20 protein-coding genes and 1 pseudogene are annotated in these 20669 nt (G+C 70.3%); 11 read left to right on the top strand and 10 right to left on the bottom strand.

Annotated features, from left to right (window positions below):
• Positions 1–49: 49 nt before the first annotated feature.
• Together ACFMRZ_RS30835 and ACFMRZ_RS30830 are read right to left on the bottom strand one after the other, a co-directional pair.
• Entirely contained in the window at positions 50–2734 is a 2685-nt protein-coding gene (locus ACFMRZ_RS30835) for a valine--tRNA ligase (protein ID WP_400181768.1), read from the bottom strand.
• Positions 2735–2921: 187 nt separating this feature from the next.
• Positions 2922–3845: an NAD(P)/FAD-dependent oxidoreductase gene (locus tag ACFMRZ_RS30830; RefSeq protein ID WP_400181767.1), complete on the bottom strand. Its 924-nt coding sequence runs from the start codon at positions 3843–3845 to the stop codon at positions 2922–2924.
• Between the two features lie 77 nt (positions 3846–3922).
• Here ACFMRZ_RS30830 and ACFMRZ_RS30825 point away from each other — a divergent pair, with 77 nt between their 5' ends.
• Both ACFMRZ_RS30825 and ACFMRZ_RS30820 read left to right on the top strand, forming a co-directional pair.
• Positions 3923–4507 (top strand): helix-turn-helix domain-containing protein, encoded by a 585-nt coding sequence (locus ACFMRZ_RS30825; protein WP_400181765.1) that lies wholly within the window; start codon positions 3923–3925, stop codon positions 4505–4507.
• Between the two features lie 84 nt (positions 4508–4591).
• The gene (locus tag ACFMRZ_RS30820; protein ID WP_400181764.1) at positions 4592–5257 is read left to right on the top strand and encodes an AAA family ATPase; all 666 of its coding nucleotides are present in this window, start codon (positions 4592–4594) and stop codon (positions 5255–5257) included.
• Between the two features lie 36 nt (positions 5258–5293).
• On the opposite strand, the gene ACFMRZ_RS30815 is transcribed toward ACFMRZ_RS30820, so the two are convergent.
• Complete coding sequence (locus ACFMRZ_RS30815; protein WP_400181763.1) at positions 5294–6226, bottom strand: YegS/Rv2252/BmrU family lipid kinase; 933 nt, start codon at positions 6224–6226, stop codon at positions 5294–5296.
• 85 nt (positions 6227–6311) lie between these two features.
• The gene (locus ACFMRZ_RS30810) at positions 6312–7889 is read right to left on the bottom strand and encodes an FAD-binding oxidoreductase (RefSeq protein ID WP_400183012.1); all 1578 of its coding nucleotides are present in this window, start codon (positions 7887–7889) and stop codon (positions 6312–6314) included.
• A 116-nt stretch (positions 7890–8005) separates the two neighbouring features.
• On the opposite strand from ACFMRZ_RS30810, the gene ACFMRZ_RS30805 reads away from it, so the two are divergent.
• Both ACFMRZ_RS30805 and ACFMRZ_RS30800 read left to right on the top strand, forming a co-directional pair.
• Entirely contained in the window at positions 8006–8620 is a 615-nt protein-coding gene (locus ACFMRZ_RS30805; protein WP_400181762.1) for a TetR/AcrR family transcriptional regulator, read from the top strand.
• Positions 8621–8637: 17 nt separating this feature from the next.
• A complete protein-coding gene (locus ACFMRZ_RS30800; RefSeq protein WP_400181761.1) occupies positions 8638–10215 on the top strand; it encodes a glycerol-3-phosphate dehydrogenase/oxidase in 1578 nt (525 codons plus the stop codon).
• Positions 10216–10233: 18 nt separating this feature from the next.
• On the opposite strand, the gene ACFMRZ_RS30795 is transcribed toward ACFMRZ_RS30800, so the two are convergent.
• The gene (locus tag ACFMRZ_RS30795) at positions 10234–11031 is read right to left on the bottom strand and encodes a VOC family protein (protein ID WP_400181760.1); all 798 of its coding nucleotides are present in this window, start codon (positions 11029–11031) and stop codon (positions 10234–10236) included.
• Positions 11032–11138: 107 nt separating this feature from the next.
• Between ACFMRZ_RS30795 and ACFMRZ_RS30790 the strand changes: the two genes are divergently transcribed.
• The 4 genes from ACFMRZ_RS30790 to ACFMRZ_RS30775 all read left to right on the top strand — a co-directional run bounded on the left by ACFMRZ_RS30790 (position 11139) and on the right by ACFMRZ_RS30775 (position 15655).
• Complete coding sequence (locus tag ACFMRZ_RS30790) at positions 11139–11828, top strand: SDR family NAD(P)-dependent oxidoreductase (RefSeq protein ID WP_400181759.1); 690 nt, start codon at positions 11139–11141, stop codon at positions 11826–11828.
• Entirely contained in the window at positions 11825–12853 is a 1029-nt protein-coding gene (locus tag ACFMRZ_RS30785) for an S-adenosylmethionine:tRNA ribosyltransferase-isomerase (RefSeq protein ID WP_400181758.1), read from the top strand. Before ACFMRZ_RS30790 ends, ACFMRZ_RS30785 begins: the two co-directional genes overlap by 4 nt.
• A gap of 61 nt (positions 12854–12914) precedes the next feature.
• Positions 12915–15161 (top strand): molybdopterin-dependent oxidoreductase, encoded by a 2247-nt coding sequence (locus tag ACFMRZ_RS30780; RefSeq protein WP_400181757.1) that lies wholly within the window; start codon positions 12915–12917, stop codon positions 15159–15161.
• Complete coding sequence (locus tag ACFMRZ_RS30775) at positions 15158–15655, top strand: winged helix-turn-helix transcriptional regulator (RefSeq protein ID WP_400181756.1); 498 nt, start codon at positions 15158–15160, stop codon at positions 15653–15655. Before ACFMRZ_RS30780 ends, ACFMRZ_RS30775 begins: the two co-directional genes overlap by 4 nt.
• A gap of 4 nt (positions 15656–15659) precedes the next feature.
• Here ACFMRZ_RS30775 and ACFMRZ_RS30770 read toward each other — a convergent pair whose 3' ends face one another.
• Positions 15660–16100 carry a MarR family transcriptional regulator gene (locus ACFMRZ_RS30770; protein ID WP_280363282.1) on the bottom strand — a complete coding sequence of 147 codons (441 nt, stop codon included), beginning with the start codon at positions 16098–16100 and terminating at the stop codon, positions 15660–15662.
• 93 nt (positions 16101–16193) lie between these two features.
• Here ACFMRZ_RS30770 and ACFMRZ_RS30765 point away from each other — a divergent pair, with 93 nt between their 5' ends.
• Positions 16194–17633 (top strand): MFS transporter, encoded by a 1440-nt coding sequence (locus tag ACFMRZ_RS30765; protein ID WP_400181755.1) that lies wholly within the window; start codon positions 16194–16196, stop codon positions 17631–17633.
• A 6-nt stretch (positions 17634–17639) separates the two neighbouring features.
• Here ACFMRZ_RS30765 and ACFMRZ_RS30760 read toward each other — a convergent pair whose 3' ends face one another.
• Positions 17640–18062 carry a tautomerase family protein gene (locus tag ACFMRZ_RS30760; protein ID WP_400181754.1) on the bottom strand — a complete coding sequence of 141 codons (423 nt, stop codon included), beginning with the start codon at positions 18060–18062 and terminating at the stop codon, positions 17640–17642.
• A 43-nt stretch (positions 18063–18105) separates the two neighbouring features.
• Complete coding sequence (locus ACFMRZ_RS30755; RefSeq protein WP_400181753.1) at positions 18106–18807, bottom strand: SDR family oxidoreductase; 702 nt, start codon at positions 18805–18807, stop codon at positions 18106–18108.
• Positions 18808–18863: 56 nt separating this feature from the next.
• Between ACFMRZ_RS30755 and ACFMRZ_RS30750 the strand changes: the two are divergent.
• Positions 18864–19052 (top strand): annotated as a pseudogene (locus tag ACFMRZ_RS30750) (hypothetical protein); the annotation flags it as partial.
• A gap of 62 nt (positions 19053–19114) precedes the next feature.
• Positions 19115–19504, top strand: coding sequence for a hypothetical protein (locus ACFMRZ_RS30745; protein WP_400183070.1), 390 nt, complete (start codon positions 19115–19117; stop codon positions 19502–19504).
• A 7-nt stretch (positions 19505–19511) separates the two neighbouring features.
• Here ACFMRZ_RS30745 and ACFMRZ_RS30740 read toward each other — a convergent pair whose 3' ends face one another.
• Both ACFMRZ_RS30740 and ACFMRZ_RS30735 read right to left on the bottom strand, forming a co-directional pair.
• Entirely contained in the window at positions 19512–19655 is a 144-nt protein-coding gene (locus ACFMRZ_RS30740) for a hypothetical protein (protein WP_400181752.1), read from the bottom strand.
• Between the two features lie 409 nt (positions 19656–20064).
• Entirely contained in the window at positions 20065–20559 is a 495-nt protein-coding gene (locus tag ACFMRZ_RS30735) for a hypothetical protein (protein ID WP_400181751.1), read from the bottom strand.
• Between the last annotated feature and the right edge of the window lie 110 nt (positions 20560–20669).

Here is a 20669-nt window from a genome sequence, read left to right as displayed (position 1 = left end):
GTCGTTCACACCGCTCCCTTCATTGCTTTCCCTTGTGTGTCATGACTTCTCACTTGCGCGCCGCGATCTCGTCGAGCCGCGCCCCGATCCGCGCCACCTCGGATTCCGCGACCTCCCTGCGGCCGCGGATCTTGGCGACGACCTGATCGGGCGCCTTGGCCAGGAATGCCTCGTTGCCGAGCTTGGCGGTGGTGCTCGCCAGTTCCTTCTGCGCGGCCGCGAGATCCTTCTCCAACCGGCGGCGCTCGGCGTCCAGGTCGACCGTGCCGGAGGTATCCAGTTCCACCGTCACGGTACTGCCGGACAGCCGCACCTCGACGGAGGCCGTGGCCGAGAAGCCGTCGCCGGGCTCGGTGAGACGGGCCAGCGCGGCGATCTCCGCGCGCAGGCCGGTCAGGTCGGCGGTCTCGATACCGACCAGCTGTGCGGCCACCTTCTGCTTGTCGGTGAGACCCTGGTCGCTGCGGAAGCGGCGGATCTCGGTGATGAGCTTCTGCGCGTCGGCGATCCGGCGGGCGGCGACCGGGTCGGCGGCGACGCCGGCGGACTGCGGCCACTGCGCGATCACGACCGACTCGCCGCCGGTGAGGCCCTGCCACAGCGTCTCGGTGACGAACGGGATGACCGGATGCAGCATGCGCAGCAGCGCGTCCAGCACGCTGCCCAGCACGACGCGGGTGGACGCGGCCCGCTCCTCCGACTCGGCGAACTGCACCTTGGCCAGCTCCAGGTACCAGTCGCAGAGTTCGTCCCAGGCGAAGTGGTACAGCGCCTCGCACGCCTTGCCGAACTCGTAGCGGTCGAACGCCGAATCCGTCTCGGCGCGAACCTCTTCCAGCCGATCCAGGATCCAGCGATCGGCGTCGGTGAGGGTGTCACGGCCCGGGATCGGCTCCGGGACGGCGCCGTTCATGAGCGCGAACTTCGTCGCGTTGAACAGCTTGGTGATGAAGTTGCGGGAGGCCTGCACGTGTGCCGGGCCGACCGACAGGTCGCTGCCGGGCTGCGCGCCGCGCGCCAGGGTGAATCGCGTGGCGTCGGCGCCGTATTCGTCGATCCAGTCCAGCGGATCGATGCCGATGCCCTTCGACTTGGAGTACTTGCGCCCCTGCTCGTCGCGAATCAGGCCGTGCAGGAAGACATCCCGGAACGGCACCGGCGCCGCACCCGGCTGCTTGCCCGCGGTGACGGCCGGGTCGTCGGCGACGAACGTGCCGAACATCATCATCCGGGCGACCCAGAAGAACAGGATGTCGTAGCCGGTGACGAGCACGCTGGTGGGATAGAACTTCGCCAGCTCGGGGGTGGCGTCGGGCCAGCCCATCGTGGAGAACGGCCACAGCCCGGAGGAGAACCAGGTGTCGAGCACGTCCGGGTCCTGCACGTAACCCTCGGGCGCCTGCTCGTCCGGTCCGACGCAGATGATCTCGCCCTCGGGGCCGTACCAGATCGGGATGCGGTGACCCCACCACAACTGCCGCGAGATGCACCAGTCGTGCATGTCGTCCACCCAGGCGAACCAGCGCGGTTCCTGGCTGGGCGGGTGAATCACGGTGTCGCCGTGGCGAACCGCGTCCCCGGCGGCCTTGGCCAGCGACTCCACCTTCACCCACCACTGCATCGACAACCGCGGCTCGATCGGCTCGCCGCTGCGCTCGGAATGGCCGACACTGTGCACGTACGGGCGCTTCTCGGCGACGACGCGGCCCTCCTCGGCCAGCCGCTCGCGCACCTTCTGCCGCGCCTCGAACCGGTTCATCCCGTCGAATTCCGTTCCGGTGCCGGTAATTCGGCCGGATTCGTCCATGATGGTCGGCATCGGGAGCTGATGGCGCAGACCGATCTCGAAGTCGTTGGGGTCGTGCGCCGGCGTGATCTTCACTGCGCCGGAACCGAATTCGGGGTCGACGTAGTCGTCGGCGACGATCGGGATCTGCCGTCCCGTGATGGGGTGGTAGAGGGTGGCGCCGATCAGCGACCGGTACCGCTCGTCGTCGGGGTGCACGGCCACGGCGGTGTCGCCGAGCATCGTCTCCACCCGGGTGGTGGCCACGATCACGTGCGGCTCGTCGTCGTTCAGGGAGCCGTAGCGCAGCGACACCAGCTCGCCCTCGACGTCCTTGTAGTTGACCTCGATATCGGAGATGGCGGTGCGCAGTTCCGGCGACCAGTTCACCAGTCGCTCGGCGCGGTAGATCAGACCGGCGTCGAACAGCCGCTTGAAGATCGTCTGCACGGCGCGGGACAGGCCGTCGTCCATGGTGAAGCGGTCGCGGCTCCAGTCGACGCCGTCGCCGAGGCGGCGCATCTGACCCTGGATGGCCCCGCCGGACTCGCGCTTCCAGTCCCAGACCTTGTCGATGAACAGCTCGCGGCCGAAGTCCTGCTTGGTCTTGCCGTCGACGGCCAGCTGCTTCTCCACGATGGTCTGGGTGGCGATGCCGGCGTGGTCCATGCCGGGCAGCCACAGCACCTCGTACCCCTGCATGCGCTTGCGGCGGGTGAGCAGGTCCATGAGGGTGTGGTCGAACGCGTGGCCCATGTGCAGATTGCCGGTGACGTTCGGCGGCGGCAGCACGATCGAGTAGGGCGGCTTGTCGCTGTCGGCGCGGGCGGTGAAGTAACCAGCGGCTACCCAGCGCTCGTACAGCTCGGCCTCCACCTCGCCGGGATTCCAGCTTTTGGGGAGGGCATCGGCACGATTACGTGAGTTCTCAGAGGCTGTGCTGGTCACCGTGCGATTCTAAGGAGGGGGGCCGAATACCCGAAGGGCGGGGTTTTCGGCGGATGAGGGACGCCGGAAACCCCGCCCACAAGATTCAGATTACCGCCGATTCCGGCGTGGTCGCACTATCCATATGCAATTCTCAGGTTTTGCCCGAATCCGTTGCGTTGGTGCATGTTTGCCACTTGGGAACGACTCAGGAAACGAGCGAAACGTCGGCCTCGACCAGATCCGCGTTGATCGCCATGGCCGCCGCCGACGCCGCGCCCGCCGCGGTAATCACCTGCGCCCGGGGATCGGCCACATTGCCCGCCACCCACACACCCGGGACCGAGGTGCGGCCCGACGCGTCGGCGGCCACCCAGCCCTCGGCGTCCAGCGCACAGCCGAGCGCCGACAGCACGGTGTTGTCCGGGACGAAGGTCGGCGCGACGAACACCACCGAGCGCGGCACCACCTCGCCGTCGGCCAGCCGCACGCCGCGCACCCGGTCGTCCTCGACGACCAGCCCGGCCACCTTGCCCTCGACGATCCGCACGCCGCGGCCGGTGATGCGACGGCGCTGCTCGGCGGTCAGCGTCATGGTGTGCGGGAAGAAGACCAGGTCGCCGGACCACTGCGGGAGCAGCAGGGCCAGGTGCACCGCGCGGGCGACCGCGCCGGGCTCGGTCCCGCCGATCAGGCCGAAGGGCCGATCGGAGACCTCGTAGCCGTGACAGTACGGACAGTGCAGCACATCGCGGCCCCAGCGTTCCCGCACGCCCGGCAGGTCCGGCAGCTCGTCGCGCAGGCCGGTCGCGACCAGTACCCGGCGGGCCCGCAACGCCCGCCCGCCGGCGAGCCGGACGGTGAAGTCGGGCCCGGCCCCGGCGGCGACCACCCGGTCATCGATCAGCTCCACCCCGTACCCGGCGACCTCGCGGCGCCCGGCGGCGAGCAGTTCCGACGGCGGCATGCCGTCGCGAGACAGGAAGCCCTGCATGTGCTCGGCCGGCGCGTTGCGCGGCTGCCCGGCGTCGACCACCGCCACCCGCCGCCGCGAGCGGCCCAGCATCAGCGCCGCCGACAGTCCGGCCGCCCCGCGGCCCACGATCACCACGTCGTATCTCGTCTCACTCATAGTCGCGACGGTGCCGGATCGGTGCGGAAACGGCAAAGAGATTTGCCGTTTCCGGGAAGGCGCGGAGGATCGGGAGCATGACCGGCAATCCCGCCCTCGACGCCGCCCTCGCCGATGTCGGCCCGCGCCTGCGCATGCTGCGCACCCGGCGCGGTGTCACGCTGACCGAACTCGCGGCGGCCACCGGCATCTCCAAGAGCACGCTGTCGCGGCTGGAGTCCGGACAGCGGCGGCCGAGCCTGGAACTGCTGTTGCCGATCGCGCACGCGCACGAGGTGACCGTCGATGATCTCGTCGCCCTGCCGCGTTTCACCGATCCGCGGGTGCAGGGCACGGCTCGCCGGGTCGCCGGGCGCACGATCCTGCCGCTCACCCGGCGGCCCGGCGCGATCCAGGCTTACAAGATCACCATTCCCGCCGACGAACCCGTGCCGGAACCGAAGGTGCACGACGGGCACGAATGGCTGTACGTGCTGTCGGGCCGCCTGCGCCTGTTGCTCGGCGCGCACGATCTCGAGCTGGGTCCGGGCGAGGCCGCGGAATTCGATACCCGGCAGCCGCATTGGTTCGGCAGCGCCGGGCCCGGGCCGGTGGAGATCCTGAGCATCTTCGGCAAGCAGGGCGAGCGGATCCATCTGCGGGCGCGGCCGCGGACACACTGAGATCTTCCGGCACCGGCGATTTCGGGGCAGGTATCAGGGTCTTCCCTGTTGCCGAACGGATTTCGAGGCGGGACCCTGGAGTGGGTGAACCCTCCCCTGGACGCCGGGCGCGATCCGGCACCCGACCCCCGCGTAGTGACCCCGGCGGCCGTCTCGGATCTCCGCGGCCGCACCGTCGCCGAATTACGTTATCCGGCAACGGCTGCGCTGCTGTTCACGGGCGTGCCGGGGGCGGGCAAGAGTACGGCGCTGCGGCAGTTGTTCGGCAGTGTCGACGACACCGTGGAGGCGGTCGTCCGCCGGGGCGCGACCCTGGTGGACTCCCAGCAATCACGCAACTGGTGGCGGCTGCGCCTGGGCCGCTTGCCGTACGCGCTGTGGCTGCCGATCGTGCACATCACCCACTACGGCCGGATCCGGCGCGCACTGCGCGAGGCCGACAGCCCGGTTGTCGTGCACGACTGCGGAACCCGCCGCTGGGTACATCGGATGATCACGACGTGGGCCAGGCACAGCGGCCGCGAGGTACACATCGTGATGATCGACGTTCCGCCCGGCGCGGCCCGCGACGGCCAGCGGGTACGCGGACGCCGGGTGAGCCGGATCAGCTTCGCCCTGCACAACGCCCGCTGGCACCGCCTGGTCGAACGAGTAATCGCCGGTACCGCACCACATCCCGTCCCCGCATCCGTGGTGATCGTCGACCGGGCGACAATCTCAGGCGTGCAGGTGATCTCCTTCGACGCTTGAGCACACCGCCGTGTACTGCGGCACGAAAGGGCTCGGTCAGGGGACGAGGACCGGCTGTGCGGCGGGTAGGGCGCGGAACGTGGCCGGGAGGACGCCTGCCGGTTCGCCGTCCGCGGTGGCGGGGGCGGACGGGGCGGTCAAAGTTATTGTCGCCGCGCGGTATTGGGTGACGGCGGGGTGGTCGATGCGCTTGCCCGAGGACAGGGCGGGGAGCATGCGGAGCATGTCGCGGCGGGACATGGCGCCGACCACGGTGAGGTCCAGGAGGCCGTCGTCGAGCCGCGCGTCGGGGCAGATCAGCATGCCACCCCCGTAGGTCCGGCCGTTGCCGACCGCCACCATCACCGCGGGGGTCTCCACCACGGTATCGGTTTCCCCTGGCACGCCCGACAATTCGATGCGGTACGGCACCGCCAAGCCGCCGGTGAGTTCTGCGAGCGCGGCGACGGTATAGCGCAGCGACCCCTTCGGCCGCCGCATTCGATTGGCGCGCAAGGTGACCCGGGCATCGAAGCCGGTGCCGGTGATCGTGGCGAAGCGCAGCGGCCCGCCGTATTCGGCCGTCACCGTGGCGGAGTCGATCTCCCCGAGGTCTATCGAGCGAAGGTTTCCGGCCAGGACGATGTCGACGGCCGCCGCCACGTCGTCGGGAACGCCCAGCTCCCGCGCCAGATCGTTACCGGTACCGCCCGGCACCAACCCCAGCGGAACACCGCTGCCCGCGATCGCCTGCAGCGCCAGGCACACCAGGCCGTCGCCCCCGGCGCACACCACGGCGTCCGGGGTCGTGCCCTCGGTCACGGCCGCACGGACCAGCTCGACCGATTCCGCGGCGGTCCCACCGTGCACCTCGACTACCTCGACGCCACGTTCGGCGAACCGCGCCCGCGCGGACGCCGCCGCCGAAACACCCCGGCCCTGCCCGGACAGCGGGTTCGTGACCAACAGGACCGACCGGATGCCGCTCACCGTTCCGACCTCTCGCCGTACTCACGGACGTCAGCCGACATCCGCCCGGAGAATGCTACGGACGACTCGGCGCGGTCGAGCTCGCTCACGGGATGAGCTTGCCGGGATTGAGGATGCCGACCGGGTCGACCGCCGCCTTGACCGCGCGCAGCACCTCGATCCCGAGATCGCCGATCTCCGCGGGCAACCACGGGCGATGGTCCGTGCCGACGGCGTGGTGATGGGTGATGGTCCCGGCGGCGGCCGCGATGGCATCGCCCGCCGCGCGCTTGGCCCGCAGCCACTGTCCGATCGGATCGTCGAGCTGCTTGGCCACCACGGTGAAATACAGCGACGCCCCGGTCGGGTAGGTGTGCGAGATGTGGCACATCACCAGCGCCGGAGTGCCCTGAGCCGACAGCGAGTCGCTGAGCGCCGCGGTCACCTCGGCCTTCAGCCGCGACAGATTCGACCAGCTCGTCGCGGTTTCCAAAGTCTCGCAGAGGATTCCGACGTCCAGCAGGGCGTCGCGCAGATATGGCGCCGCGAACCGGCCGCGCTCCCACTCCCGGGCGGGCTGTTCGCCGAGCGCGGCGCCACCGGCCGTGGCGAGCAGCGCCGTCGCCTCGGCGGTGCGCGCCGCGACATGCGCCGCACTGCCCTCGAACGTGGTGATCGCCAGGCATCCCGTCACGGACTCGCCGCCGACATCGCCCGAGCGCGCCAGGTTGAGCCCGGTCTCGGCCTCGTCGGAGAGCCGCAGCACGGTGGGCGCCGCCCCGGCCTGCACCACGGTACGCAGCGCGGCCGCGCCGGTGGCGAAGTCCGGGAACGACCAGGCCTGGTACGCAACGGTTTCCGGAATCGGATGCACTCGCAGGGTAACCGCCGTGATCACGCCGAGCGTGCCCTCCGATCCGGCGAACAGCTCGCGCAGATCGGGTCCGGCCGCCGAGGCGGGAGCGCGGCCGAGGGCAAGGGAGCCGCCGGGGGTGGCGATCAGCATCCGCTGGATCATGTCGTCGAAGCGACCGTAGCCCGCCGACGCCTGCCCCGACGAACGGGTCGCGGCGAAGCCGCCGATGCTGGCGAACTCGAAGCTCTGCGGGAAATGCCCGAGCGAAAGACCATGCTCCCCAAGGATTTTCTCCGCCTGGGGACCGGTGAGCCCCGCGCCCAGGGTGGCGGTGCCACTCACCGGGTCGACCTCGCTCACCGTATCGAGCCGCCGCAGGTCGAGGGCGATCACGGCGTCGAAGCGGTCGCGCACCGGGTCCACGCCACCCACCACGCTGGTGCCGCCGCCGAACGGCACCACGGCGAAACCCTGTGCGGCGCATTGCGCGAGCACCGCTACCACCTGCTCGTGATCGGCGGGGTAGACGACGGCGTCGGGAGCGTTCTGCGGACCGTCCGCGCGACGGCGCAGCAGATCGGGCGTGCTCTTGCCACCGGCGTGCAGGAGCCGGTCCCGGTGGTCGACCGAGACGTGATCGACGCCGACCACCGCGGACAACCCCGCGAGACCCGCCGCTGTCAACGTCGAGTCGCGGAGCGGCACATCGCCCTCATCGCGATGAGCCACCGGCTCCCCGGACACCCCGAACACCTGCGCCAGCAGAGTCCGAATCCGCTCCGGAAGTGGCGCATGACCAGCCGGAATGCCCCAGGCGTCCCACACCATACTCGGGCGCGGCGCAGACTCGCCCGGCATTCGCGACGAAGTTTGCTCGTGCTGCGTGTCCGTCATGCGTTACAGTCTGACATAGAATGTCAAGCAGTAACGAAGGTGGCACTGCCATGCACGCGATCGACATCACCGGCGCCGACGAACTGTCCGCCATCGACGTGGCGATCCTCGACGCGGGTCGCGCCTGCGTCGAGGAGTTCGGCGTACGCCGCACCACGCTGTCCGAGGTCGCGCGGCGCGCCGGGGTCAGCCGGCCCACGGTGTACCGGCGCTGGCCCGACACCCGCTCCCTGATCGCGGAACTACTGGTGCGCGAAATGCGGGGCATCGTCGGCAAGACGATGCCCGCGCGCGGCACCGCGCGAGCCCGGCTGGTGGAGGGCGTGGTGGCGGGCGCGGCCATGCTGCGCTCGAACCGGTTGTTCGCCAAGATCTTCCGCACCGACACCGACCTGATGCTGACCTACGTGTTCGGCCGCCTCGGGCGCAACCAGCACGAGCTGATCCTGCTGTTCGCCGCGGTGATCCGGGAGGGCCACCGAGACGGCTCGATCCGCGACGGCGACCCCGATGAACTGGCCACCATGCTCCTGCTGATCAGCCAGTCCGCGGTGCAGTCCGCGGGCACGGTCGGCGATCTCCTCGACGCCGACCACCTCGACGCCGAACTGGCCCGCGCCATCGACGGCTACCTGATCCCCGACGGCGCCGAGCGCCTCGCATGAGTGATCGGAGCGATGGGATGCACAGGACCGCAGCGGGTTTCGGAGATTCGGCGCTGAACGCCGGGCGGCGGGAGCGGGAGCTGCGGGCGCTCGGGGACGGCGGGGTCGTGGATGTGCTGGTGATCGGGGGCGGGATCACCGGTGTCGGGGCGGCGCTGGACGCGGCGAGCCGGGGGCTGCGGACCGTGCTGGTGGAGCAGCATGATCTGGCCTTCGGTACGAGCCGGTGGAGTTCGAAGCTGGTGCACGGCGGGTTGCGGTACCTCGCGAGCGGCGGCGTCGGGATCGCGCACGAGAGCGCGGTGGAGCGCGACGTGCTGCTCACCACCACCGCGCCGCATCTCACCCGGGCCCTCCCGCAGGTGGTGCCGTTGCTGCCGGAGGTCGGCGCGGCGCAGCGGGCGCTGGTGCGGGCCGGGCTCGCGGCGGGTGATGTATTGCGGCGCAGCGCCGGCACGCCCGCGGCGGTACTCCCCCGGTCGCGGCGGATAGCCGCCGCCGAGGCCCTGCGACTGGCTCCGACGCTGCGCCGCAACGGTTTACGCGGCGGCCTGCTCGCCTGGGACGGCCAGCTGGTGGACGACGCCCGACTGGTGATCACGATCGCCCGCACCGCCGCCGCCTACGGCGCGTCCGTACTGACTCGCGTTCGGGCGCAACAGGTCACGGGCGACTCGGCCGTCCTGCACGACGCCTCGACCGGCGAAACCCTCACCGTCCGAGCCCGTTCGGTTGTCAATGCCACCGGCGTCTGGGCGGACCAGGTCGATCCGAGCATCGAGCTGCGCCCCAGCCGCGGCACCCACCTGGTGTTCGACGCGGCCGCGTTCGGCGGCCTGAGCGCCTCGCTGACCGTGCCGATCCCGGGCAGCACCAGCCGTTTCGTCTTCGCCTTCCCGGCCGCGCACCAACGCGTGTACCTCGGACTCACCGACGAGGACGCCCCCGGACCGGTCCCCGACGAACCGGAACCCTCCGACGCGGAGATCGATTTCCTGCTCGACACCGTCAACACGGTATTGCGAGAGCCCTTGCACCGCAGCGATATCCGGGGCCGATTCGCGGGTCTGCGCCCGCTGCTGCGCACCTCCGGCGACAGTACCGCCGACATCTCCCGCGAGCACGCGGTGCTGCACTCCCCCGGCGGGCCGATCACCGTCGTCGGCGGCAAACTCACCACCTACCGCAAGATGGCCGAGGACGCCGTCGACGCCGCGGTGGCCGCCGCCGGATTGCCTGCCTCCCCCTGCGTCACCAAGCGGATCCCGTTGGTAGGAGCGGTGTCCGGTGCGACTCGCGACCGTCTCGCCGCGCCGCCGGTGCTGATCGAACGGTACGGCGCCGCGGCCGCGGAGATTCTCCGATCGGCCCGGGAGAATCCGGCGCTCGCCGAGCCCGTGGCACCCGGAATAGACGTGTTGCGAGCCGAATTCGCCTATTCGGTCACTCACGAGGGCGCGCTGCACGAGGACGACCTGCTGGACCGCCGCACCCGCATCGGCTTGGTCGACTCCGATCGCGCGGCGGCGCTCGCGGCCGCTCGAGCGGCCTTCGCGGAGGCCCCGTCGGGACCCGGCCCGGCCGCGCGCACCTGACGGCCGGATACCCGCGGCTCAGGACTTGTTGCCGCCCAAGCGGAATCCCGCCCCGGTGGGGTCGGTCACGGCGGCCATCCGCCCGTACGGGGTGTCCTCGGGCTCCTGCACCACCGCACCGCCGAGGTCGAGCACCGTCTTGACGGCGGCATCGACATCGTCGGCGCCGAAGTAGACGTGCCAGCCGCCCGGCACCTCGACCGGCAGGAACACCGAGGTGTCCATCACCCCGCCGAGCATCGGAGTGGTGGAATGGATTGTGGTGTAGCGGAATTCGGCAGCGTCGGAGATCGTGAACGGATCCTGCCAGCCGAACGCCGCGCGGTAGAACTCGAGCGCCGCCGAATAGGCGGAGGTGTGCAGCTCGAACCACGACGGGATACCGACGTGCTCGCTCCAGCGGCCGTCGCTCACGGTCCCGAGCGCACCGAATCCGCGGTGCGTGCCCGGCTGCCAGACGCCGATCCCGGCGCCGCCCGGATCGCCGACGACCGCCATGCGGCCCAGATCCGCCACGTCCATCGGCGGCAGCACCACCTGCCCGCCGTTCGCGGCCGCGGCGTCGACCGTGGCCTGCGCGTCCGAGCTGTTCAGATAGACGGTCCACTGGTCGGGCCCGCCCGAACTGCCGTCGTTGTGCATCGCCCCCGCGACGGCCCGCCCGTCCTTGGTGAAGGAGATGTACCCGCCGAATTCCGGACCGCCGCGCTCGGCGGCCCAGCCGAACAACTCGCCGTAGAAGGCGATGGCGCCGTCCGGATCGGTGGTGAACAGATCCACCCACGTGGGGTCGCCGGGCTTGAAGGTGTAGGTCATGGTCGCTCCTCGGTCGTGGTCGACGGTCACCTGTAAGGACTGCGCGACGCCCGGAAACTCATCGACCTCCTTGACCTGAAGTATGGTTCAGGTCCAACGATGGAGTCATGAACCCTCCTAAGACCGCTCTCGTCACGGGAGCCTCCGCGGGTCTCGGCCGCGCGACGGCGCTGGCACTGGCCGCACGCGGGTGGGACCTCGTCCTCACCGCCCGCCGCCTCGACCCGCTCGTCCGCGTCCGTGACGCGACCGGCGCCATCGCGATCGCCGGCGACGTCGCCGACCCCGCCCATCGCGCCCGCCTCGCCACCGTCCTCGGCGAACTGGATCGGCTGGACCTGGTGGTGAACAACGCGAGCGCGCTCGGCCCCAGCCCGATGCCACGCCTGGCCGACTATCCACTCGCCGAGTTCGCCACCGTGCTGCACACCAATGTGGTTGCGCCGCTGGCGATCCTGCAATCGGCGTTGCCGCGACTGCGCGCTACCGACGGCATCGTGGTCGATATCAGCTCCGACGCCGCGGTCAACGCCTACCCGGGCTGGGGCGGCTACGGCGCGTCGAAGGCGGCGCTGGACCACCTCACCGCGACCTTCGCCGCCGAGCATCCGGACCTGCACGTCTACAGCTTCGACCCGGGCGATATGCGCACCGCCATGCACCAGGCGGCATTCCCCGGCGAGGACATCTCCGACCGCCCGGAGCCCGACACGGTCGTCCCGGCCCTGCTGCGCCTGATCGACACCCGGCCGCCGAGCGGGCGATACGTGGCCTCCGATCTGGCGGTGGCGCGATGACTGTGGCGCTGCGAGACTTCACGGTCCCCGCCGAGCGGGCTGCCACCGCGCCGCCCGAGGCCCGCGGTATCGCCCGCGATCTGGTGCGCATGCTGGTCGCCGACGGCAACGGCCTGACGCACGCGCGGTTCCGCGAACTGCCGCGTTTCCTGCGCGCGGGAGACCTTGTCGTGGTGAACAATTCGGCGACCCTGGCCGCCGCCGTCGACGCCCGCTATCAAGGCCGCCCCGTCGTCGCGCACTTCGCCGGCGCACTCGACGACGGCGGCTGGGTCATCGAATTGCGGTCACCCGAGGGCGTGCCGTTCACCGGCGCCGATCCGGAACCCGGTGACCGCCTGGATCTTCCGGGCGCGCGGGCCGTACTGCGCGCACCGTGGCTGCCACCGGCCCGCCGACTGTGGATCGCCGACCCGGACACCGACATCCTCCGGCTGCTGGCGCGCCATGGGCGCCCGATCACGTATTCCTATGTGCGACAGCGCTGGTCACCGGACTACTACCGCACCGCGTTCGGCCGCGAACCCGGCAGCGCCGAAATGCCCAGCGCCGGTCGGCCGTTCACCGACCGTCTGGTGACCGACTTGGTCACGACGGGCATCCAGCTCGCCCCCATCACCCTGCACGCCGGCGTCTCCTCTCCCGAAGCCGGTGAGCCACCGAGCCCCGAGCGCTTCTCGGTCCCGGAAAGTACCGCGCGACTGGTGAATTCGACACACGCGACCGGTGGCCGCGTCATCGCCGTCGGCACCACGGTCACCCGGGCCGTGGAATCGGCCACCGACCCCGACGGCCGGGTACGCCCCCGCAGCGGCTGGACGGATCTGGTCCTCGGCGCGGCACACCCGGCCCGCGCGGTGGACGGACTGATCACCGGCTGGCACGAGCCCGGCGCCTCACACCTCGACCTCCTCGAGGCCGTAGCCGGGGCCGATACGGTCGCCGCCGCCTATCGCACGGCATTGGACACCGGCTACCTGTGGCACGAGTTCGGCGACACCGCGCTGCTGCTGGCCGACCGCTGAGTCGGACCGGGCCTCTATTCAGTGGGTAGCGTTTGTGAACTTACCGGCGTACGCTCCCTCCATGACCGAGTGGCAGCCCACCGCGTGCATCCTCTGCGAGTGCAACTGCGGCATTCAGGTCCTGGTCGGACCCGACGGCCGTTCCTTCGAGAAGATCCGCGGCGACAAACTGCACCCCGCCTCCGCGGGCTACACCTGCAACAAGGCACTCCAGCTGGACCACTACCAGAACGGCCGCACCGGTCGCCTGACCGCGCCGCTGCGCCGCCGACCGGACGGCTCCTTCGAGGAAATCGACTGGGACACCGCGATTTCCGAGATCTCCGAGCGGATGCTCCGGATCGGCGCAGAACACGGCGGCGAGTCCCTCTTCTACTACGGTGGTGGCGGCCAGGGCAATCATCTGGGCGGCGGCTACGCCCCGGCGACCATGGCCGCCTACGGCATGCGCTACCGCTCCAGCGCGCTGGCGCAGGAGAAGACCGGCGACTTCTGGGTGGGCGCGCGCATGGCCGGGCACCCGGTGCGCGCGGATGTCGAGCACGCCGAGGTCGCCCTGTTCGTCGGCAAGAATCCGTATCAGTCGCACGGCTTCCCGCGCGCTCGCGCGGTGCTGAAGGAGATCGCCCGCGACCCGGGCCGCTCCATCGTCGTGCTCGACCCGGTGCGCACGGAGACCGCCGAGCTGGCCGAGTTCCACCTCCAACTGCGCCCCGGCACCGACGTCTACCTGCTCACCGCGATGGCCGCGATCCTGCTGCGCGACGATCTGATCGCGCACGACTGGCTGGCCGAGCACGCCGACGGCGTCGAGGAGGTGCTCGCCGTGCTGCGCACGGTGCCCATCGAAAAGTACTGTGCCATCGCCGATGTCGACCTCGAGCTGGTGACGGCCGCGACGCGCCGCATCGCCCGCGCCGAGTCCGTCGCCGCCTTGGAGGACCTCGGTGTCCAGATGAACCGCTACTCGACGGTGGTCAGTTACGTCGAGAAACTGGTGTGGCTGCTCACCGGGAATCTCGGCAAACCCGGTACCCAGTACGCCTTCTCGGGCCTCGTCGCGCTCGGGCACGACCGCGGCCATCCCGCCGACGCCGGGCCGCGCAGCCCCGTGGCCGGCGCGCGGATCGTCAGTGGCCTGGTGCCGTGCAACGTGATCAGCGAGGAGATCCTCACCGATCATCCGGCCCGGTATCGCGCCATGGTGGTGGAGAGCGCCAATCCCGCGCATTCGCTGGCGGATTCGGCGCGGATGCGAGAGGCGCTGGCCACCCTGGACCTGGTCGTCGTGATCGACATCGCGATGACCGAGACCGCGCGGCTGGCCGACTACATACTCCCGGCGCCAACCCAGTTCGAGAAGTACGAGGCGACGTTCTTCAACTTCGAGTTCCCGCGCAACATCTTCCAGCTACGGCATCCGATACTGCCCGCACCGCCGAATGTGCTGCCGGAACCGGAGATCCACGCCCGTCTCGTCGAGGCGTCCGGTGCGCTGACCGAGGACGATTACGCCCCGCTGCGAGCAGCGCTCGCCCAGGGCCGCGAGGCGTTCGCCATGGCCTTCCTGGGCATCCTCGCCGACCGGCGCAAGGCCAAACTCGCACCGGTACTGCTGTATCGGACGCTGGGCCCCACCCTCCCCGACGGCGCCGACGCGGCCGCGCTGCTGTGGGCCGCCGCCTACAACTGCGCGCGCAAGAATCCGACGGGCGTCGAGCGCGCCGGATACGGCACCGGCCTGGCGGCCGGGGAGCGCCTGTTCGAGGCGATCCTGACCGGGAAGCACGGCGTGGTCATCACCGACGACACCGTCGAGGAGACCTGGAATCGCCTGCGGGACGGCAGGATTACGCTGAACATCCCCGAACTGCTCGCGGTCGTGGCCGATCTCCCGGAGCCGCGCGCCGAGCAGGAGTGGCCGTTCGTCCTGGCCGCCGGTGAACGCCGTGCCTTCACGGCCAACACGATCATGCGCGACCCGAGCTGGCGCAAACGCGACGACGGCGGCGCGCTGCGCATCAGCACGGCCGACGCGCAGCGACTCGGCCTGTCCGCCGGTGATCTCGTGCGCGTCACCACGCGCCGCGGCAGCACCGAGGTGCCCGTGGAACCCACCGACCGGATGCGCTCCGGTCACCTCGCCCTGCCGAACGGCTTGGGACTCACCGTATTCGACGCCGACGGCACGGTGCTCACCAGCGGCGCGGCTCCGAACGAGCTGACCGAGTACGACTCTCGCGACGAATGGGTCGGCACGCCGTGGCACAAGTACGTCCCCGCCCGGCTCGATACGGTACCCGCATGAAGCGCACGACCTTCGCGAACTGGCCCTGCTCCGTCGCCCGCACCGTCGACCTGATCGGCGACTGGTGGACGCCCCTGGTGCTGCGCGAGGCCTATTACGGCACAACGCGTTTCGACGACTTCGAACGAGTCCTGGGCTTGAGCCGCAACGTCCTCACCCAGCGCCTGACCCGGCTGGTCGAGGAGGACATGCTGGAGCGCGTCCGCTATCAGGAACGCCCGGCCCGCTACGAGTACCGGCTCACCGACAAGGGCCGGGACTTCTTCCCCGTGCTGCTGGCCGTGATGCGCTGGGGCGACCGCTGGGTCGCGCCCGAGGCGGGCCCGCCGGTGGTCCTGCACCACGAGAGCTGCGACCACGACACGCACGCCGAGGTGGTCTGCGCCCACTGCCGCGAGCCGCTGCGGCACGGCGAGGTGTCCTCGCGACTGGGGCCGGGCTTCCCCGACCGGCACCGCGACAACGCCTTGGCCACAGGACGTTTCACCGCCTGAGCGACTAGTCCGCCTCCGCCTCCAGCTTGGGCACGAGGCGCTCCAGCATGCCCTCGAGCAGCCGCTCCTCCGCCGGCGACAGCTCGGCGAGCGCCTTGTACGCGCGCACCTGTGAGCCGCGAATCCGCTCGGCCAGTTCGCGGCCCGCGTCCGTCGCGGCCAGGTACTTCACCCGGCGATCGGACGGATTGACCGTGCGCCGGACCAGTCCGCGCGACTCCATCCGGTCGGCGACCCCGGTCAGATTCGACGGGTCGCACGCCAGCCGACCGGCCAGCACCCGCATGGGGAGTTCGGCCGGTGGCTCGTTGAGCGCCAGCAGCAGCTTCGCCTGCGTCAGCGTCAGCCCGTGGCCCTCCGCCGCGGTGAGGAAGTCGTGCAGGTACGCGGACACGAATCGCGAGATCAGCACCGCGAGCGCACTCTGCGTTGTGCCCGGTGTCATAGCGCCGATCCTACCGCCGCGATTGACAACCACGATCTTTGAACCCTTAGATACTTGAAGACTTCAAACATATCCTGCTTCAAGCTTCTGGAGGTGTCCGTGGCGGAACGCAACGGCTCGCTGCTGACCGGCATCCTGGCCTTCGCGACGATGATCGTGACGGTGATGCAGACCCAGGCCGTGCCGATCCTCGGCCTGATCGCCACCGACCTCGGCATCTCGACGACCTCGGTGAGCTGGGTGACCACCGCGACGCTGCTGTCGGCGGCCGTGTGCACGCCACTGCTTGGTCGCGTCGGCGACCTGTACGGCAAGAAGCCCACGCTGCTGGGCGTGCTGGTGGTGGCCGCGGTCGGCTCGGCCGTCTCCGCACTGGCCGGCTCGCTCGGCACGCTGCTGGTCGGACGGACGCTGCAGGGCGTCGCGACGGCGATCTTCCCGCTGGCGCTGGCGATGCTGCGCGAGGAGGTTCCGGCCGCCCGGCTGCACCACGCGATGGCCATCGTGAGCGGCACGCTCGGCTTCGGCGGCGGCCTCGGGCTGGTCGTCACCGGACTGCTGACCAAGGGCGGCGATCCGGATTACCACGTCGTGTTCTGGTTCACCGCCGGGCTGTCGGTGCTCGCGCTGCTCGCGGCCGCGGTCGCGGTGCCGGCCACCGGCGTGCGGCATCCGGGCAGCGTGGACCTGCCCGGCGCGATCACCCTGGGCGGATTCCTGATCCTGCTGCTCCTGCCGATCTCCCAGGGTCACGAGTGGGGCTGGACGTCGGCCGCGACGCTGGGGTGCCTCGCCGCGTCGGCCGCGCTCGCCGTGGCGTGGGTGGTCGTCGAGCGGACGGTGGCGGCGCCGCTGGTGGATCTGCGGATGTTCACCCATCGCCCGGTGCTGTTCACCAACCTGGCCGGCATGTTCGTCGGCTTCGCGATGTTCCTGCTGTTCATGGGCATTTCGTATCTGGCCCAGATGCCAGAGCATCTCACCGGGTACGGCTTCGAGGCCTCGATCCTGCGGGCGTCGGTGGAGTATCTGCTGCCGACCGCGCTGGCCTCGATGGTGGCGGCGCCGGTCGGCGGCATCCTGGTCGGCCGGCTGGGCGGCCGACCGGTGCTCGTGCTCGCCGGACTGGTCGGCGTCGCCGGATTCGCCTGGCTGGCTCTCGCCCACTCCGCCGCCGCGTCGGTGATCGGGGGCGGTGTGGTCGTCGGCGTGGCGATCAGCCTCGCCTACGCCGCCATGCCCGCGCTCATCGCGGGTGCGGTGCCGCAGCATCAGAGCGGCATCGCCAACGGGATCAACTCCATCTCCCGGACGGTCGGCAGTTCGCTGGGCAGCGCCGTCATCACGACCCTGCTGACCGCGAAGCTGCTCCCCCACCTGCCGCTGCCCGCGGAGGGGCAGTTCAGCATCGCGTTCTGGGTGGGCGCGGGCGCTTGTGCCGCAACGGTTCTCGCCGCGCTCGCGGGTCTGCGGCCGGAGCCGCGCGGCGCGACCACCGATCGGCCGGCAGCGGAGGTCGCGGCCGTACGGTAGCCGCGCTCAGTACGGAGCGGGCTTGTTCGTTCGGGCCCAAGCCTTTTCGGCTTCGGTGCCGGGTCCGGGCGGAACGAGCCCCGCGATCATCCAGAGGTCGCGTGGCGACTCGTAGGTGTGGAACTCCCAGTGCAGTCCGCGTTCTCGCGTGTAGGGCTCCATGATGGCGTTGAGCCGCGCGGTCGAGCGTTTGCGCAGCTCCGGGTCGTCGAGGTGACGCGCCAAGTGTTCCACGACGATCCGCACCGTATCGGCCGCGGGCTGTCCGCCGACGTAGAACGCGGACTCCGCGACCTCCTCGAACAGGACGACCACGTAGAACGCGGGCAGTCCGAAGCCGGTGTAGAACTCGGTGATGTCCGCGGCGAAATCCTGTTTGTCCTTGTCCGAGTACGTGTTCGCGGGATGATAGATATGCCACAGCGGCATCGGAGTGCCCTCTCGTCTTTCCGTAATCCGTTGCGCGACAGTCTCAGCGGGGAATCGGGAGCGTGAGATTCTCGACCGGCCCGGCCAGTGCCGCCTTCACCAGCCGGGTCACCTCGTCCACCAGGACCTCGGTGTCACCGGCCTCGACACCGTCGAAGACCGCCGCGGCCACCTGGCTCGGGTCGATCTTGTCGACCGCGAGCGGCCGGACCATATCGGTATCGGCGAAGCCGAGATGCACCCCGACCACCTGGGTCCCCTGCGCGGCCAGTTCCAGTCGCAGCGAATTGGTGAGCGACCAGAATGCCGCCTTGGACGCGCCGTACGCCGCCGCGCCCGCGCCCCAGGACAACACCGAATGGATATCCACCAGCGCACCGCCGCCATGGGCCGCCAGCACCGGCGCGAACGCCTGGGCGACCCGCAGCGGGCCGAAGACGTTGGTCTCGAAAGTGGCTACCACATCGGCCATTTCGGCCGTCAGCAGCGGCGCCGGATGCAGCACGCCCGCATTGTTGACGACGATCTCGACGTCGTGCGCCAGCGCCGCCGCGGCCGTGACGGCGGCCGGATCGGTGACATCCAGCGCGAACGACTCGACCCGTGGATCGTCGGCGGGCTTGGGCGCCCGCGCGGTCGCGTAGACCTTGGCGGCGCCGCGGCGCAGCAGTTCGTCGACGAATGCCTGCCCGAGTCCGCGCTGACCGCCCGTCACCAGCGCGACCGCGCCCTCGATTGTGCTCATGTGTCATCTCTTCCGCGTCGTAGTGGATTTTTAGATTATGCTCATCATCTAACGGGATGCGCAAGACTGGAAGGGCCGATCGCGCGCAGCGGGCGCGCGACGGACCGACGGAAGGGGTAAACGTGCCGAGAACGACTCGGGCACAGGCGGAGTCGCACCGCAGGCAGGTCCTCGACGCGGCCGCCGCGCGGGTGCGGGAACGCGGCACGGCCGCGGTGACCGTGCCCGAGGTGATGGCGGCCGCCGGGCTGACACACGGCGGCTTCTACCGGCACTTCGACTCGAAGGAGGATTTGATCGCGCAGGCGTGCACGGCCGCCTACACCGAGAAGATTCGCGAAATGGACGAGATCCGGGGGACAGCGCGGACGGTGCGGCGGCCCGGCGCGCGTTCATCGGCCGGTACCTGTCGGCCGCGCACCGCGATGCCGCCGGGCGCGGGTGCGGGATCGCCGCCTTGGCCGGGGATATCGGGCGCGCGGGGTCGGACAGCCCGCTGCGCGCGGCCTATCTCGACGGCATCCGCAACATGCTGGGCAAGCTCGCCGAATACGGCGAACACCCCGCCGACGATCGCGCGGTCCTCGTCGAGTTGTCGGTGATGGCGGGCGCCCTTCTGCTCTCCCGCGCCACCGCCGGTGACGAGCTGTCACAGGAGATCCTCGACGCGGCCAAGGAGTTCCTGCTCGAGCGGTGAACGGGCGCTAGCCGAGCCGGTCGAGGAATGCGGCGGCGGCGTGATGTGAAGGAAGCCGGACGAATTCGACGCCGCGGTCGGCGAGGTCGGCCTGCGCGGCGAGATAGCGCGTGCGATACCGGCCGTGGGACTGCCACGCCCACAGGATCACCCGAACGTTGCGGGTCGCGAGAGAACATGTCCCGCCAGCGCTCCCGATTGCCGTTCCACAGTTCGCGGCGGGTGAGTGCGCGGCCCAGCGTCCGCATGACGATCTGCCTCATGACCAGCCGCCGGGGCAGGTCGAGCCAGATCACCGTATCGGCCCGGCGCCACACCAGATCGCCGAGTTTGCCGTGGTAGTTGCCGTCGACCACCCACGAGTCCCCGGCGATCCGCTGCGCGACCGCGGACCGGAACTCGGGCGGCGACATCGCGGTCCAGTCCGCTTGATGGTGGACGGCGTCCAACTCCACATACGGAATGCCGAGCCGCCGGGAGATCCGCCGCGCCAGCGTGCTCTTGCCCGATCCCGAGGTCCCCACCACCGAAATCCGCCGCATCGTCACCCGGGCATTGTCCTAGTCGGATTCCCGCAAGCCCAAGTCTTTTTCGGCGTGCAGCAGGGCCAGGACGTCGAAGCCCGAGTGCAGCATCTCCTCGACGCCGACATCATCGGAACGCCGGTGCAGGTAGATCAGTGCCTCGAGCGCCGTTTCGCTGCCCGCCACGCGCAGCGCGTCGGCGCGGCTGACGGGTCCGTCGCCACAGTCCTGGTGGATCACGTACGCGTACAGGACGCGGCGGACGTCCTGCTGCACCTCGGTCGCCTTCAGATACGTGTTGATCTCGGCAGCCGCGGCGGTCCGGGACCCATCGGACTCCACGACCGTGGCCGTATAGGTGTAGTTCCGTTCCGATTTGGTCCAGCGCGCACCGGTCAGATGCCCGGTCTGGAAACCCACGTCCGCGAGCCGCTCGGCAATCTGTAGCGGATCCTCGGAGCGCAGGTAGCCGGGAGCCGGCTCGTCGAGCCCGGCCTGCTGGGGGTACGCCTCGTAGACGACCTTGATCACCAGGCAACCCTAACCGACCCCACCCCCACGAAGCCCCGCCTTCGCCACGCCACCACCAGCCCCACCGTTCCCCCAGAACCGCACCCACTTTCCCGCCCTCCCCCACCCGA

Source organism: Nocardia sp. N2S4-5 (assembly GCF_044628355.1).
GTDB classification, from domain to species: Bacteria; Actinomycetota; Actinomycetes; order Mycobacteriales; family Mycobacteriaceae; genus Nocardia; species Nocardia wallacei_B.
The sequence above is the reverse complement of the archived record's forward strand: the minus strand, read 5'-3'. Positions and strand labels throughout refer to the sequence as shown.